The following is a 15,325-nucleotide window of genomic DNA, read 5'->3' as shown; positions in this document are numbered from 1 at the left end:
TCTATCTCGACGAGGTTCTTGTGCAGGTCGAGGAAGCTCCGGCTCGCCTTGAGTTCCGGGTATGCCTCCACTACGGCGAAAATAGATTTTAACGAACGGGAGATGGCGTTCTCCGGCCCGGCTTTGTCCTGAGGCCCTTCCGCGGTTATGCTTTTGGAGCGCAGCGCGGTGACTTCTTCGAGGGTCTTCCTTTCGAATTGCTTATATCCTTTGACGGCCTCGACGAGGTTCGGTATGAGGTCGGCGCGGCGCTTGAGCTGGACGTCGATGCCGCTCCAGGCCTCTTTCATCAGGTTCTTGTATTTGATAAGGAGGTTATAGGTGAAGATAGACCATATTGCCAGCCCTATCGCGAGCAGTAATCCGACTGATCCGAATCCCAGCATCTTCCCTCCTACTTAGTAAGCGGTTTTCCGTCGAGCGGCGGGCTGATCTTCCCGGTGTCCACGCCAAACCTGTCGAGGATCGTCGGAGTGACGTCGGCCTCGAAGCCTTGGTTTATCCCTCTCGGGTCGTTCGTTGCCATAAAGACATACGGGGCGTAACCATGGCCTTTCTGCCCTTCATCAAAACCGTGGTCCGCGGTCACGTATATTATAGTCCTTCCGTATAATTTCAGGCTTTTAAGTTTTTTTACTATGTCGCCGGTCAATTTATCGCAGGAGATGAGTGCGTCGTTGTATTCTTTCGAATTCTCGCCGAACTCGTGGCCGGTCTTATCTGCCGCGGCGAACTGCAGGAAAAAGAAGAACGGCCTTCCTTTATACTCCTCGAGGAGCCTCTCTGCCTCGCTCGCGACCTTCCGGTCCTCGTTGAGGCCGTTGATGAAGACGTCGGCGGCCTTGCCCGCGTTGTAATAAGGCTTATCCGGGGTGCCGGAATTAAGGCGGTGGCCTTTATTGACGAGGGCGACCGTCACGAATTTGTCATGCCCGAAATGATCCTCGAGCCGCTCAAATATCGTGTACCCTTTGGGTATCGCTTGATATTTATCGTTAGAGCGGACACCCGAGGTCTCATCGTCGTAACCGGTCAATATTTGCGCGAATCCCGGCTCGGTCTCGGTCTGGTGCCCCCGGACCTCTATCTCGACGAACGAGCCCTCGGACGATAATTTCTTGAGGTTCGGGAGCTCGCCGCGATCGAGGCACTCCTTCACGTGGTTCAATTGCGAGCCGTCCCAGCCGATAAGTATTATATCCCTCGGCCGTTCGTTTAATCCCAGCGCGTATGACGGCGCCGCAATAGAAACGGCGGCGCAAAGCGCCAGGAAGAACACGAATTTTTTCATTTTTTCACAAGACCCCGTTTGGTATAAGTCGTGTGCAAGAGATGGTGCGATTTCTCGCCCAGCGGCTCGACGAGGAACTCCTTGTAGATAGCCGTGATCGAAGGGTTCTCGTGCGATTTCCTTATCGGCTTGCCCAGGTCTTCCCTGTATATCGCCTCAGCCCTCTTCTGCCTGACTTCGGTATTCGTGGGTATGGGCTGGCCGCCGCCGCCGAGGCATCCGCCCGGGCAGCACATTATCTCTATGAAATGGTACGGCGACTTGCCGGCCTTGACCTCATCCAGCAATTTCCGCGCGTTCGAGAGGCCGCTCGCGACCGCGACCTTTACTTTCAACCCGTCGACATCGACCTCGGCGGATTTTATCCCTTCGAAGCCGCGTACACCCTTGAAATCGAGCTTGTCGAGTTTCTTCTTGGTGATGACTTCATACGCGGTCCTTAACGCGGCTTCCATGACGCCGCCTGTCGCGCCGAATATTACGGCCGCGCCTGTCGATTCGCCGAGCGGATTGTCGAAATCCTCATCGGGAAGTTTATTGAAATCGATGCCCGCCTCTTTTATCATCTGCGCGGCTTCCCTCGTCGTAAGGACATAATCGACGTCCGGGAACTTGTCGCTCTCTTTATATGCCTTCTTGTCTTTCCAATATTCGAAGGCGCTGTCCATCTCCGGGCGTTTCGCCTCGAACTTCTTCGCGGTGCAGGGCATTATCGAGACGACGACCATATCCTTCGGGTCTACGCCGGCCTTCTCCGCGTAATAGGTCTTCGCGACCGCGCCGAACATCTGCTGGGGCGATTTGCAGGTCGAAAGATGGTCGAGGACCTCAGGGAAAAAATGCTCGCTGAACTTTATCCAGCCCGGCGAGCAGGAGGTTATTAAAGGCAGAATGCCTTTATTCTTTATCCTGTCGATGAGCTCGAATCCCTCCTCCATGATGGTGAGGTCAGCGGTGAACTGCGTATCAAATACTTTGTTGTATCCGAGCCTGCGCAGCGCCGCGGTCATCTTTCCCGTGACGAGTGTGCCAGCAGGCAAACCAAACTCCTCGCCTATCGCGGCCCTTACCGCCGGCGCGGTCTGGACTACGACGGTCTTCTTCGGGTCGTGTATCGCCTTCCATACGTCGTCTATCGAGCTCTTCTCTGTTAACGCGCCCGTCGGACAGACGAGGACACACTGGCCGCAGTTGGCGCATTCGACCTTCCCGAGCCCTTCGTTAAAAAATGTCGAGACGATCGTCTTGCTGCCCCTGTTTACGAAATCTATAGCATTGACCGACTGGACCTGCGAGCAGACCGCGATGCAGCGCCCGCAAAGTATGCATTTGTTCGGGTCGCGTATGACCGACGGGGAGCTCAAGTCTAAGTCGAAGTCGCGCTTCCTCGTCTTCGCGAACCTCACATCCCTTATGCCGAGGTCTGAAGCCAGGATCCGCAATTCGCAGGTCTCGTTCTTGTCACAGGTCGGGCACTCTTTCGGATGGCCCGCCAAAAGGAGTTCGACGTTCATCCTGCGCGCGCCGCGGACTGCCGGCGTGTTCGTGTATATCTCCATCCCTTCGGAGACCTTTGTTATGCACGCCCTTAAAAGGCTCTTGGCGTTCCTTACCTCGACACAGCAGACGCCGCACGAGGCGTTCTCGGATATCCCCTCGAGATAGCAGAGGGTAGGTATCTCTATGCCCGCCTGCCTGGCCGCCTTGAGTATCGTCGTCCCTTCTTCTGCTTTGTATTCTTTACCGTCTATCTTTATGTTCATTATTTTGCCGGCCATTAGATCGCCTCCTTCACGTCGCATCTCAAGCAGCGGGTAGTCTCAGTTTTTACGTCGTCCCAGCACAATCCGAGCGATACTTCTTTGAAGTTTTTCTTCCTGGCTTTCACCGAGAGCACCTTCGGATACCTCCTGCCCTCCGGGCTCGGTTCGAGCGGGACTTCATTCTTATATTTGAATTTCTTGGATAATAATGACAGTCTCTCTTCGCCCATCAGCTCGCGGTCCATCGCCTCGGCCGCTTTCCTGCCATGCGCCATCGCTTCGACCGCGGTCGCAGGCCCCATCACGAGGTCGCCGCCCGCGTATACTTTAGGATCGACGGTCTGTAGTGTGGACCTGTCAACTTTTATCGTCCCGTCCTCGTTCGCATCGATGCCGACGTTGCGTATAAAACCGGAATCAACGCGCTCGCCTATGGCGAGGATGACCGAGTTGCAGGTGATAGCCTCGTATACGTCTGTGGCTACCGGCCTCCTCCTGCCCGAGAGGTCGAACTCTCCCGGCTTCATCTTGCTTATCTCGATGCCTTTCACTTTTCCTTTTTCGCCGATGATCGATTTCGGGGCGGCAAGGAAGACGAATTTGATGCCTTCGTGCTCGGCTTCTTTGATCTCTTCTTTATTCGCCGGCATATCTTCTTTCTCGCGGCGGTAGACTACCGTGACGTCGCTGCCGAACCTGAAAGCCGTCCTTGCGGCGTCAATGGCAACATTACCAGCACCCATTATGGCAACTTTCTTACCTATAATTGGCTTTTTGCCGGTTGCCACCTGCTCTAGATATTCGGTCCCGCGCAGGACGCCTTTAAGGTCCCTGCCCGGGATGTCGAGGTCCATCTCTTTATACGCGCCGGTCGCGAGGAAGACCGCGTCGAATGAGCTCTCGAGTTCGCGTAATTTCTTCTCGCTGACTTTAGAATTAAAGATAAACTTAACTCCAAAGTCTTTTATGAATTTTATCTCCCTTTCAAGGACATCCTTCGGCAGCCTGTATGACGGTATGCCGTACATTAGGACTCCTCCGGCCTTCGGTTTTTCTTCGTATACGGTCACCGAATGCCCGAGCCGCGCGAGATAATACGCCGCGGTGAGTCCTGCCGGGCCGCCGCCGACTACGGCGATCTTTTTCCCGGTCGGAGGAAGTTTCTCTTTCAATAACCTGCGCATGACCGCCTTGTCCTTGCCGTATTTGTGCCTATTATCGGCGACGAAGCGGTGTATCTCTCCCTGTGATACCGGATCGTCGATATCCTCCCTCCTGCAGCGCATCTTGCAATGGAAATGGCATATCCTTCCCGAGCTCGCCGGGAACGGATTGTCGCGCAGGATCAGGTCATAGGCGTCATCCATCTGTTTTTCGTTTACCAATTCGAGGAAGCCCGGGATGTTCATGTGGAGCGGACAGCTGTTCTCGCACGGCGAGAGGAACAACGACTGGCATACGCCCGCGTCGCATCTCTTGTCCCTTATGTGCTCCTCGTATTCGTCCCTGAAATATTTGAGCGTCGTAAGGACCGGGTTCGGCGCTGTCTGGCCGAGGCCGCATATCGCAGTATCTTTTATGACCTTGCCGAGGTCTTCGAGGGTCTTGATGTCTTCCATCTTTCCCCTGCCCTCGGTTATGTCCTTTAAGATCTTCAACGCCTGCTGGAGCCCCTCGCGGCACGGCGTGCATTTGCCGCACGACTCGGCTGTAGTAAATTCTATGAAATAGCGCGCGACATCGACCATGCAGTTATCCTGGTCCATCACGACCATACCGCCTGAGCCGAGTATCGCGCCGAGCTGGGCGAGGTTTTCGTAATCTATCTTGGAATTGAACAGCGACGCAGGGATGCATCCGCCGGACGGGCCGCCTGACTGGACCGACTTGATGACTTTATTTTTCCCGCTCCCCTCTCCCATCTGGTAGATGAGCGAAAGCACGGGTGAGCCGAACGGAAGTTCCACAAGCCCCGTATTCTTTACCTTGCCTACGAGCGAGAAAACTTTTGTGCCCGCGCTCGCAGACGTGCCTGTCTGCGCGAACCACTGGCCGCCCCTGGCGATTATCGCGGGAACGTTGCTTAATGTCTCGACGTTATTTATGGTCGTGGGCTTGTCCCATAATCCCCTTTCCGCGGGGAAAGGAGGCCTCGGCCTCGGACGGCCGGGTTTGCCCTCGAGCGAGAATATGAGCGCCGTCTCCTCGCCGCAGACGAACGCGCCCGCGCCTTCGACTATCTGTATGTCAAAATTAAAATTCGTCCCCATTATATTCTTCCCGAGGAAACCCCACTCCTCGGCCTGGACGAGCGCCTTCTTTATCCTCTGGACCGCCAGCGGGTATTCGGCGCGGACGTAGATTATCCCGCCGGTCGCGCCCATCGTGTAAGCCGCGATCGCTATGCCTTCTATCAGCATGTGCGGGTCGCTCTCTATCTCATTGCGGTTCATGTAAGCGCCCGGGTCGCCTTCGTCGGCGTTGCATACCACGAATTTCTTGTCGGCCTTTATGCCGCGCATGATCTCCCATTTCCTCCACGGCGGGAAACCCGCGCCGCCCCTGCCCCTCAACTTCGAGATCTTGAGCTCTTCTATGATCTTCTCCGGGGTCATGCTCGTGATGGCCTTATATAATGACTGGTATCCGCCGACCGCTATGTAATCGTCTATATTCTCGGGGTCTATGAGTCCGCAGTCCCTCAGGACTATCTTCTTCTGGCCCCTGAAGAACGGCACCTCGTTCCAAATCGGGACTCCGGGGAAACCGCGCCCGTATATCACCTTTCCGGTGATGTGGTCCCATTCCTCGATCTTGCACAAGACCCTTTCCTTATATATATCGCCCTTCATAGTTTTTTCAACTATCTTCGCGGCGTCCTTCGGCTTGACTTTAGAAAGGATGATAAGCGGCTTGCCGGGCATATAAATATTTACCACCGGCTCGTCTGCGCAGAAACCGAAACAACCGACCTTCCCGAGGGATATCTCTGCTTTCTTACTGCGAAGCGACTTTTCGAGTTCCTTATATACCTCGTCGGCGCCGTTCCCAATGCCGCAAGTGCCCATGCCTACGGAGATCCGCGGCCTGTGCGACAATATCTGCCTTAGCCTTTTATCTCTTTCATTGTTTAAATGTTCCAGATCAGCTATTATCATTTCTTCTTTCCTTCCCTGCCGAGCTCTTTTATCATTCTTGATAATCTCCCCGTGTCCATATGGACGAATATTTTTCCGTCGACGACCACGACCGGCGCGAGCGCGCACTGGCCGAAGCAGGCAACCGTCCTTACCGTAAATTTATTGTCGGGCGTCGTATAGAACGACTCGCCCTCGTCGAAAACCCCTCTTATCTTCAATATGCCTTCGAGGTGCTCTAACAGCGCCTTCGAACCCTTCGTGTGGCAGGCCGTCCCGCGGCAGACTATTATCGAATGCTCGCCCTGCGGCTTGAGATTAAAAAATGCGTAAAAAGTGGCGACGCTGTATATCTTCGAGGCCGGCAGGTTGAGGTTCTCTGCTATGTATTCGAGCGTTTCCCTCGGGAGGTATTTATGCCTGTGGAGCTCCTGCACCTCCTCGAGGATACAAAGGACGTCGCCGGGCCCGCCCTTGTATTTCTCGATGATCCTGTCCAACGACTTCGTATCTACATCCCTGTCCAAAGTTGCTTTCATGCACGTTCTCCTTTTAATTTGTATATCAGGCCCTGAAGCTCTGAGGCCATATCTACGTTCGAGACTGAAATTCCTTTGGGTAACATAAGGTTGACCGGCGCGAAGTTCAGTATTGCCTTCACGCCGCAGGCGGCCAGTTTCTCGCCGACTTCCTGCGCCTTATCGGCCGGGACCGCGAGGATCGCTATCTTTATCCCCTTCTCCCTCAATACGCCCTTCATCGACCCGGCGTCTTCTATCTTTATGCCCTTGCGGACCTTGCCTATCCTTTCGGGATCGTTATCGAATGCGGCTACGACCTGGAGGTTGAATTCCGTGAAACCGGGGTATCCGAGGAGGGCTGAGCCGAGCTTTCCGGCCCCGACGATGGCTATCTTCCACTCCACGTCGGTGCCGAGGATCTTTTCTATCTCTTTCGTAAGCGCGCTTGTGCCGTAGCCGACGCCGCGTTTTCCGAAACCCCCGAAATAAGAAAGGTCCTTCCTGAATTGGACGGACGAGACATTGAGGAACTCGGTGATATCCTCGGATGAGGCCACGTCCACTCTCTTCTTCTCAAGCATCCTTAAGCTTCTTAGGTATAGGCTTAAACGGCTTGCTGTATCCTGGGGAATGTACTTTTTAGTTTTGGGCATTGCAATACTTTGTTACGATTTTCACAATCTAATTAATTATACCATAAAATCCTGTAATGTCACGAAAATTATTTGATACGGAGGGAATTCCGGGGGCCTGCTTAAACGTTAAATCTTATGTTTATAATATCCCCGTCCTCAACTATGTAATCTTTGCCCTTGAGGTAGAGCTTGCCGGCTTCTTTGACCTTCTCCTCACTGCCGAGCCCTTCGAGGTCCGCGAATTTAATGACCTCGGCGCGGATAAAGCCCTTCTGCAGGTCGGAGTGTATCGCACCGGCCGCCTCGGGCGCGGAGGAATTGCGTTTTACCGGCCACTGCCGGACCTCGTCTTCGCCTACCGTAAAAAATGAGATGAGATTTAGCGCCTGTATGCAAAGGCGGCTGAGCATGTTTATCGCCGGCTCCTCTATCCCGAGCGCGGAAAGGAACTCCTGTTGCTCCTTCTCCGTCTCAAGGGAGGCAATCTCCGACTCGACCTTGGCCGAGACGAGCATCACTTCTATTTTTAAATGTTCGTATTTTTTCTTCAGGTCGTCCAGGAGCGCCTTGTTCTTCAGGTCGTCTTCCGAGACATTTACCGCCAGTATCATCTCCTTTAATGTCACGAAAGGATAACTGGCAATTATCCTCTTCTCTTCGGGTTTAAGTTCGAGGAGCCTGAGAGGCAGCTCTTTTTCGATATGGGCTTTTACGCGCGCCACGACCTCCCTCTCCTTCGACTTGGCCTCGTCCTTGGCTTTCCTGAGGTCCAGGTCCAGCTTCTCGAGGCGTTTCTCGGCGAATATCAGGTCGTGTAGGATGAGTTCGGAATTGACGCTGTCTATATCGCGTTTGGGATCGACCGTGCCGTTTATGTGGTAGACCGAATCGTCCTTAAAGGCCCTTACTACATGGCATATGGCGTCGGTCTCTGCGATGTCCTTGAAGATGTCGCCCTTGGTTATGGCGTCTTTTTCTATTTTGGGGAGGAGCTCTATATCTATCCTTGCCCTTACCTGTTTTTTGGGCTTATAGAGCGCGACGAGCTTGTCGTAGCGGGGGTCCTTGATCTCGGCTATGCTCTTGATGTTCTTGCCTGAGGCAAGGTCCTTCTCCGAGATCTTGTGGTTTGTCAGCAGTTCGAATAAGGTCTTCTTGCCGGTCTGGGGCAGGCCTATAATACCGATCTTCATAGATAGGGATTATATCTTAAACGGGAGCGGAAGACAACCACGAAAACTTGCGGTTGTTCCTTTTCCACTCTTTGACGATGGAATAACCCATGAGGCAGTGCAAGCCGTTCCTGATGTGCAACCCTAACAGCAGGGAGAACGCCCTGGAAAGCGAGTAGAATTCCGTGTACGCCTTAAGTACGCTTAATTGCAGCTCTTTCGCGGATATGAGCTTGGGCTTGAATACGAAATGCTGCCCGTCGTAGAGGCTCCAGTCCTTGGTGAATATCCTTTTCTGGGATTCGAGGTCTTTGTAGACCTTTGTCCCCGGGAACGGGGTCAGAGCCATCATCTGGATGGTGTCGATCTTCTGTTTTAGCGCGAATTTGAGCGTCTTCCATACGGTCGCTATATTGTCGTCATCGCCGCCGATGACGAACATCCCGTGGACCTTGATCCTGTTTTTATGGAACGCCTTGATCGCGTTTATTATCTGGGTCACCGTCTGCTTTTTGTCGTAGGCAGCAAGGGTCTTCTCGTTCACCGACTCGATACCGACGCATACGGAGCCGCAGCCGGCCTTGGACATGAGTTCAAGTATTTTGCCGTCCCTGGTGACATCACAGCGGACCTGGCACGACCAACCCCTTATTTTTTCCTTGATCAGGAGGCTGAGCAATTCGTATGTGCGCGAAGGCTTGGCCGCGAAATTGTCATCACAGAAAAAGATCGCCTTCTTGTTATCCTTTAATTCTCCCATCACGTTCTTGGCGCTCCTGAAACGGTATTCGCGCCCGAACATCTTCGTGACCGAGCAGAAACTGCAGTCGTAAGGACAGCCCCTCGAGGTAGAAATGGGCGTCGCCAGGCAGCGGGACCTGTCGCCCTTTATCAACGAAAAATCCGGGTACGGGAGGGCGTCGAGGTCCTTTACGGGCCTCCCCTTCACGATCGGCTCTGTGATCCTGCCTTCGGCGATATCGACGATGACCTCTTCGGCCTCGCCGATGACCACCTGCCTGGCATATTTTATGGCCTCTTCCGGGACAAGGCTGGCGTGCACTCCGCCCATTATCACTTTTTCCCTGGGAAATTGGGCAGCTATCTCGTAGCCGCGTTTCGCGGTCGAGGTCAGGATCGAGATCCCTACCAGGTCCGCTTCCAGTTTGGAGTAATCCGGCTTGAATATATCCTCGTTATATATCTCGACCTCATGCCCGCGGGCTTTAAGTATGGTGCCCAGATATATCGGTCCCAAAAGGGGCATGGATATCCTGCTGTATACATTCGCTTCTGTCGAGCGCGGTTCGATAAATACTATCTTCATTTTACACCTGTTCTTTCTATGCCCGGAATAAAAAAGGGCCCGCGTTTTGACGCGGGCCCGTTGTTTTCGGGTCTTACGCCTTTGTTACATTTTTCGCTTGTTCGCCTTTGTCGCCTTTTTCGATATCGAAATTGACTGCCTGGCCCTCTTCCAGAGTCTTGTAACCGTCACCCTGGATAGCACTGTAATGCACAAACACATCATTACCCGACTCAGGGGTTATGAAGCCATAACCCTTCTGGTTGCTGAACCACTTCACCTTGCCTGTCGCCACTGTATTACCTCCTTTCGATAAAAATTGTAGATAAGGGCAGAACATAAAAAAGCCGTAAGGTTAGACTATCTTGCCTTACGGCTCAATCTTTCTAGACCCTCACTCGCTCTTAAAACACTTCTTAACCCTAAAACCATGACTATGTAATAATACCTTAACTTCCGTTTTTTGTCAACCGATTATTTGAAACTGTGTTTCTTTATGAACTTCACGATCTCGGAAACGCTCGCCTCTGCCATGCCTATGCAGGTATCGGCGCACCCGTAATAGAGCCTGAGGCGGTCGCCCTCGACCACGGCAGAGCTCGGGAAGAGCACGTTCGGCACGTCGCCTACGCGTTCGTACATCTCGCTCGGATACATCAGGTAATCCCGCGTCCTGTAAAGCACCTTCCACGGCTTTTTAAGGTCGAGGAGCGCGCCGCCGGCCGAGTAGATATAGCCGTTACAGCTTGTCCAGACGCCGTGGTATATGAGCAGCCAGCCGTCCTTAGTCCTTATGGGGTGCGGCCCCGGGCCTACCTTGGTCGACTGCCAGCCGCCTTTGGGCCCGAATACGAACCTGTGGTGGCCCCAGTGGACCAGGTCAGGGCTTTCGGCGTAAAATACGTCGCCGAACGGGGTGTGCCCCCTGTCGCTCGGCCTGTGGAGCATCGCGAACTTGCCGTCTATCTTCTCCGGGAAGATGACGCAGTTGCGGTTGGCCGGGGGAAGAGGGTTCTCCCACTGCTTGAACGCCTTGAAATCCTTGGTCGTGGCAAGGCCGATGCACGGCCCCTGGGCGCCGGCATTGCACCATGTGACGTAATAGGTGTCACCGAGTTTCGTGACGCGCGGGTCGTAGCTGTGGTCGGTAACAAAGACCTCGGGATCGCCGCTCTTCATCTTTATGGGATCGGCTTCTATATCCCACTTGACCCCGTCTTTGCTCCTGCCCAGATGAAGGGTATAGTTCAGGTCGATCTCGTCGACCCGGAATATGCCCCTGTATTCATCGCCGAAACGGACGATAGCGCTATTATGGATGGAATTAGCGCGGGGAACCGCCTTAGCGGTTATGATAGGATTGCCTCTGTAACGCTTGAAAACTGTCTCGTTAGCCATCGATTCTCCCTAGTATGGCTCCCTACCCGAATTGTTGACAAGTATACTAGGAAATATCCAAAATGTCAATGATGGCGAGCGGTCTAATAAGCGCCGAGGTGGAGTTTCAGAAAGCCGAAGAAGTAATGAGGTGAAACTCCACCACCGGAGCCGGATCCTTCCCTTCCCCCCGGGAAAAACGTAGGAGCGCCTTCATCTCCCCCGATTGAAACAAGACGAAAGCGCTCCAAAATCCTGCAGCGGGTCATGCGGCACCCGTATCGTTATTCAATACCTTTACGCTGAGCTCCTCATCCAGGGCCTTCCGGATAACGCGCAGAGGAAGTCCCGCGTTTATAAGCTGGGTTATCTTGGCCAGGCGGCTGGCGGTATCCTCCTCGGCATAAAGACGGACATTCCCCTTCTTCGAGACGACGTTTATCAAGCCAAAATTGGTGTAATGGTTGACGGTCTGGTAGGTAAGGTTGTGTTTCCGGGCTATCTCCTTAGCGGATATCAGATCCTTCTTCATACACCCCCACTTATCATAGTTACAATAACTATAATATTTATGCTTGTTATCAAACTTATCATAATCACAATATCTTGTCAACAAAAAAAGAGGGCCGCCCTTTTCGGACCGCCCTTCTTAATTATGGATATACTTGATTACTTATAATTTTCTTTTGGCATGATCGAGGCCGCGATGAGCGCTGCGATGAGGGATTTGAATATGTCTCCGGGGATGAACGGAATGAAGCCCATCCAGAGGACCTCGCTTAAAGAGGCGCCCTGCCCTTTTACCGCGCCCAGCCATATCGCGAGATATGCCGAGCCGAACGCGAGGATGACGGCGCTTGAGACGAGCATTATGTTGAATAAAGGCAGGAACCTTCTTGCTTTCGCGTAATTATCCATAATATAGCCGATAGAAAACGAGACCGCCGCATAGCCGAGGAGATATCCGGCTGTCGGCCCCAGCAGGACGGCCGCGCCGCCTTTAAAACCGGTGAATATCGGCAGGCCCGCCGCGCCGAGGGCGATATATAAGAGCATGCTTATCCCGCCCCAGACATTGCCGAGCAGGACCCCGGCGAATAGCGCGGCGAACGTCGAGCCCGTTATCGGGACCGGCGTCCACGGCAATGGTATCCTCACCTGCGCGAGGACCGCCATAAGGCCGACCATCAAAAAGGCAAGCGTCAGTTTTTCGGCCTCGGCCAGGTGGTACCTCCACTTGAATATCTCGTATCTTGTCTTTGCGTATCTTTCGCCCAAAGTTATCGCGCTCATCGTCTACCTCCGTTTATTTTATTGTTTACAATTATCCCGCAAATATATATATTTGCGGGATACGATTATATCATATCCCGGGATTAAATCAACTCGCTTGAGACCGTATCGCAAAAGAGGAACCCTTTTTTCGTCAGGGCTATGCCGGCGGCCTTGCCTTCGATCTTCTTATATTTAATTAGGCCGGCCCCGGAGAGCTTGTCCAGGGCATCCGCCTCGAGCTCCCCGAAATCGAACCCGGTATTCTCCTTAAACCAGCCGAAATCTATCCCTTCGGCCGTCCTTATCTTCACCGCCGCGGTCTCTTTCGCCTTGCGGTCCCGGGTAAGCCGTTCGGAAGAGGCTACCGTGCTTTCCCCTGCTTCGGCCCTTTTGATATATTCCCGGACATCGGCCAGGTGTCTTTTCCTGACCCCTCCGATATACGAGACCGCCGACGGCCCAAGGCCTATACACTCGCCGCTAAGCCAATAATTGAGGTTATGCCTGCATTCAAAGCCTTTTTTTGCGAAGTTCGATACCTCGTAATGCCGGAAACCGAGCGCGGGAAGATATTCGATCGCCGCGGAATACATCCGCGCCGAAGATCCTTCATCGGCCGGGACAATCTCGCCTTTTTTTCTCGCTTTGTAAAGCGGCGTCCCCTTCTCGTAGGTCAGGCCGTAACATGAAATATGGGTAACCGGCAATTTCACCGCCCGCGCCAATTCGGCGGAACAATCTTCAGGCGTCTCTCCCGGGGCGCCGAATATAAGATCTATGCCGATGTTCTTGAAACCCCTCTTCTTCGACAGCATGACCGCATCCACCGCTTTCTTTGCGCTGTGGATCCTGCCCAGCCTCTTCAATTTCGCGTCGTTGAAGGACTGGATGCCTATGCTCAACCTGTTGACCCCTTCGTCCAAAAAGAGGTCGAGCTTTCCGGCGTCAAGGCTCTCCGGATTCGCCTCGACAGTGAGCTCGGCGCCTTTCCCGGCCAATCTTCCTGCGCCGCGCAAAAGCTTCCTCAATAACGGCGTATCCATCGCCGTAGGGGTTCCGCCGCCTATGAATATCGTCGAGACCGGGCCGCGGATAGCTCCCATATGGCCGCCCAAAACGTTAACGTAAGCGGACGCCAGCCCTTTTTCGTAATTAATACTATAGAAATCGCAATAACCGCACTTTTTCGCGCAGAACGGTATGTGTATATATAACGATGGTGTCATTTTATTTTTCTCTTGCATTATACCGTCTTTCATATATAATTGTAAACCATAAAACATAAAGGAGGTTTACAATGCGTCTTCGGATCCTGGCCCTGGCCTTCTCCTCTATTATCATAATACCAAATACCGCGGCCGCGGTAAACTTCTATGACGGGGTGCGGGCGCCCAAGGGGCTTTACTTCCTCACCTACTCCACCGTCTATGCCGCCGACAAAGTGACCGACTCCAAGGGCAGGACGGCCATAAAGGATTACGACCTGCTTAAGGTCGAGGAGCTGCTGCGCTTTTGCTATTATTCGCCCGACTTCGTGTTCACGGCGCTCCTGCCTGCGGGAGGCGTCCACGTCGGGTCGACGGACAAGGATTCCTTCGGCCTCGGCGACGCCTCGATAGGCGGCGGCTGGTTCCTGCCTGTCAAGGAAGTCGATATCCTGCCGATGCTCTTCGTGAAGATCCCTACCGGGGAATACGCTTCGGATAAGAGCACCAATTACGGCACGCACCAGGTCGACATAAGGCCCGTCGTCTTTTTCCACAAGACAGTAAAAGATTTCAGCATGGACGCCGCCGTGAAATATTTTTTCAGGCTGGAGAACGACAAGAGCATCGCGCCCGGCGACGAACTGCATCTCCAATATCTTCTCGGCTACAACGTCACGAAAGACATAAAGCTCGGGCCATCGGTAAACTGGATGCTAAGCCGGGACAAGAGTGTGGATGGGGTAAGGGTGCCTGACAGCGCCCGCCAGACGCTTTCGGTCGGGGCGGAATTCTACACGAAGTTCTCGGGGATGAGTTTTGACTTCAGTTATCTTTACGACGCCTTCACCGAAAACGCGCCAAAAGGCCACTTTTTCCAGCTGAAAAGCTGCTACAAATTCTAAAATTTGCCGCTTAATAATTCCGATATGGTAACGAACTTGTAGCCTTTTTCCTGCAGTTTCCTTACCAGCCGCGGGATGGTCTTGACGGTCTGCCTGCGGTCCCCTCCCTCGGTGCTGAATACCCCTCCGCTGTCATGGAACAGGATGATGTCTCCCGGCCTGATATGCCTTGAAATATATGAGGTGATCTGCTTATCGTGGAACGTCACCCAGTCCTTGGAGTTCAAGGACCACAGCACGATCCCGTATCCCATCTCCTTGATCTTTTGTTTTTCCGTATCGTTAAGCCAGGCTTTGGGAGGCCTGAAATACCTTGTCGTCTGCCCTGTGACGTCCTTAATGATCTTCTCCGTCTCATCTATCTCTTTCTTAAGTTCGTCCATTTTATAATAGATCATGACCTTATGGTCGTATCCGTGGTTCTCTATCTCGTGGCCTTCGCGCACGATGCGTTTGGCGATCCCGGGATATTGCTCCACGTGTTTTCCTGTCATAAAAAAGGTCGCCTTGATGCCGGCCTTTTTAAGCTCGTCGAGGATCAGCGGCGTCCATGCCGGCGAAGGGCCGTCGTCGAAAGTCAGGGCCACGACCTTCTCATCGGTCTTGACGCGGAAGACCGTGGATTTCCGCACGAAGACCGCCTGGTCAAAAAAGACGCAAAAGAGCGTTATCGCCGCGGCCGCAATAATGATGAACACCGCCGAGATCCCGAGGTATCTTTTAAACTTTTGCATATCC

The 15,325-nt window shown here is 53.3% G+C and carries 15 protein-coding genes; 1 reads left to right on the top strand and 14 read right to left on the bottom strand.

Going from position 1 to position 15,325, the window contains the following annotated elements:
* From WC317_06585 to hemW, 13 genes are all read right to left on the bottom strand, one after another.
* The coding region (locus WC317_06585; protein ID MFA5339792.1) for a LemA family protein at positions 1-386 on the bottom strand (386 nt) is incomplete at its 3' end.
* Between the two features lie 8 nt (positions 387-394).
* Complete coding sequence (locus WC317_06580) at positions 395-1,291, bottom strand: alkaline phosphatase family protein (GenBank protein MFA5339791.1); 897 nt, start codon at positions 1,289-1,291, stop codon at positions 395-397.
* Positions 1,288-3,069 (bottom strand): NADH-dependent [FeFe] hydrogenase, group A6, encoded by a 1,782-nt coding sequence (locus WC317_06575; GenBank protein MFA5339790.1) that lies wholly within the window; start codon positions 3,067-3,069, stop codon positions 1,288-1,290. Before WC317_06575 ends, WC317_06580 begins: the two co-directional genes overlap by 4 nt.
* Positions 3,069-6,212, bottom strand: coding sequence for an FAD-dependent oxidoreductase (locus tag WC317_06570; protein MFA5339789.1), 3,144 nt, complete (start codon positions 6,210-6,212; stop codon positions 3,069-3,071). The genes WC317_06575 and WC317_06570 overlap by 1 nt, the downstream gene beginning before the upstream one ends.
* Positions 6,209-6,730: an NAD(P)H-dependent oxidoreductase subunit E gene (locus tag WC317_06565; GenBank protein ID MFA5339788.1), complete on the bottom strand. Its 522-nt coding sequence runs from the start codon at positions 6,728-6,730 to the stop codon at positions 6,209-6,211. The genes WC317_06570 and WC317_06565 overlap by 4 nt, the downstream gene beginning before the upstream one ends.
* Positions 6,727-7,365 (bottom strand): redox-sensing transcriptional repressor Rex, encoded by a 639-nt coding sequence (locus WC317_06560; protein MFA5339787.1) that lies wholly within the window; start codon positions 7,363-7,365, stop codon positions 6,727-6,729. The genes WC317_06565 and WC317_06560 overlap by 4 nt, the downstream gene beginning before the upstream one ends.
* A 101-nt stretch (positions 7,366-7,466) precedes the next feature.
* Entirely contained in the window at positions 7,467-8,540 is a 1,074-nt protein-coding gene (gene ychF, locus WC317_06555) for a redox-regulated ATPase YchF (GenBank protein ID MFA5339786.1), read from the bottom strand.
* A 16-nt stretch (positions 8,541-8,556) separates the two neighbouring features.
* Positions 8,557-9,846 carry a radical SAM protein gene (locus WC317_06550; GenBank protein MFA5339785.1) on the bottom strand — a complete coding sequence of 430 codons (1,290 nt, stop codon included), beginning with the start codon at positions 9,844-9,846 and terminating at the stop codon, positions 8,557-8,559.
* A 73-nt stretch (positions 9,847-9,919) separates the two neighbouring features.
* Positions 9,920-10,120 (bottom strand): cold-shock protein, encoded by a 201-nt coding sequence (locus WC317_06545; protein ID MFA5339784.1) that lies wholly within the window; start codon positions 10,118-10,120, stop codon positions 9,920-9,922.
* 179 nt (positions 10,121-10,299) lie between these two features.
* Positions 10,300-11,223, bottom strand: coding sequence for a glycoside hydrolase family 130 protein (locus tag WC317_06540; protein MFA5339783.1), 924 nt, complete (start codon positions 11,221-11,223; stop codon positions 10,300-10,302).
* Positions 11,224-11,467: 244 nt separating this feature from the next.
* Positions 11,468-11,734, bottom strand: a complete 267-nt coding sequence (locus tag WC317_06535; GenBank protein ID MFA5339782.1) for a MerR family transcriptional regulator — start codon at positions 11,732-11,734, stop codon at positions 11,468-11,470.
* Positions 11,735-11,871: 137 nt separating this feature from the next.
* Positions 11,872-12,495, bottom strand: a complete 624-nt coding sequence (locus WC317_06530; protein MFA5339781.1) for a biotin transporter BioY — start codon at positions 12,493-12,495, stop codon at positions 11,872-11,874.
* An 83-nt stretch (positions 12,496-12,578) separates the two neighbouring features.
* Positions 12,579-13,703 carry a radical SAM family heme chaperone HemW gene (gene hemW, locus WC317_06525; GenBank protein ID MFA5339780.1) on the bottom strand — a complete coding sequence of 375 codons (1,125 nt, stop codon included), beginning with the start codon at positions 13,701-13,703 and terminating at the stop codon, positions 12,579-12,581.
* A gap of 71 nt (positions 13,704-13,774) precedes the next feature.
* On the opposite strand from hemW, the gene WC317_06520 reads away from it, so the two are divergent.
* Complete coding sequence (locus tag WC317_06520; GenBank protein ID MFA5339779.1) at positions 13,775-14,587, top strand: transporter; 813 nt, start codon at positions 13,775-13,777, stop codon at positions 14,585-14,587.
* Here WC317_06520 and WC317_06515 read toward each other — a convergent pair.
* On the bottom strand, positions 14,584-15,321 hold the full coding sequence (locus tag WC317_06515) for a polysaccharide deacetylase family protein (GenBank protein ID MFA5339778.1): 738 nt from the start codon (positions 15,319-15,321) through the stop codon (positions 14,584-14,586). The two genes, WC317_06520 and WC317_06515, sit on opposite strands and share 4 nt — an antisense overlap.
* Positions 15,322-15,325: the final 4 nt, after the last annotated feature.

It is taken from the genome of Candidatus Omnitrophota bacterium (assembly GCA_041653595.1).
Taxonomy (GTDB): domain Bacteria; phylum Omnitrophota; class Gorgyraeia; order Pluralincolimonadales; family Pluralincolimonadaceae; genus Pluralincolimonas.
This window is presented reverse-complemented; position numbering and strand designations above follow the sequence as displayed.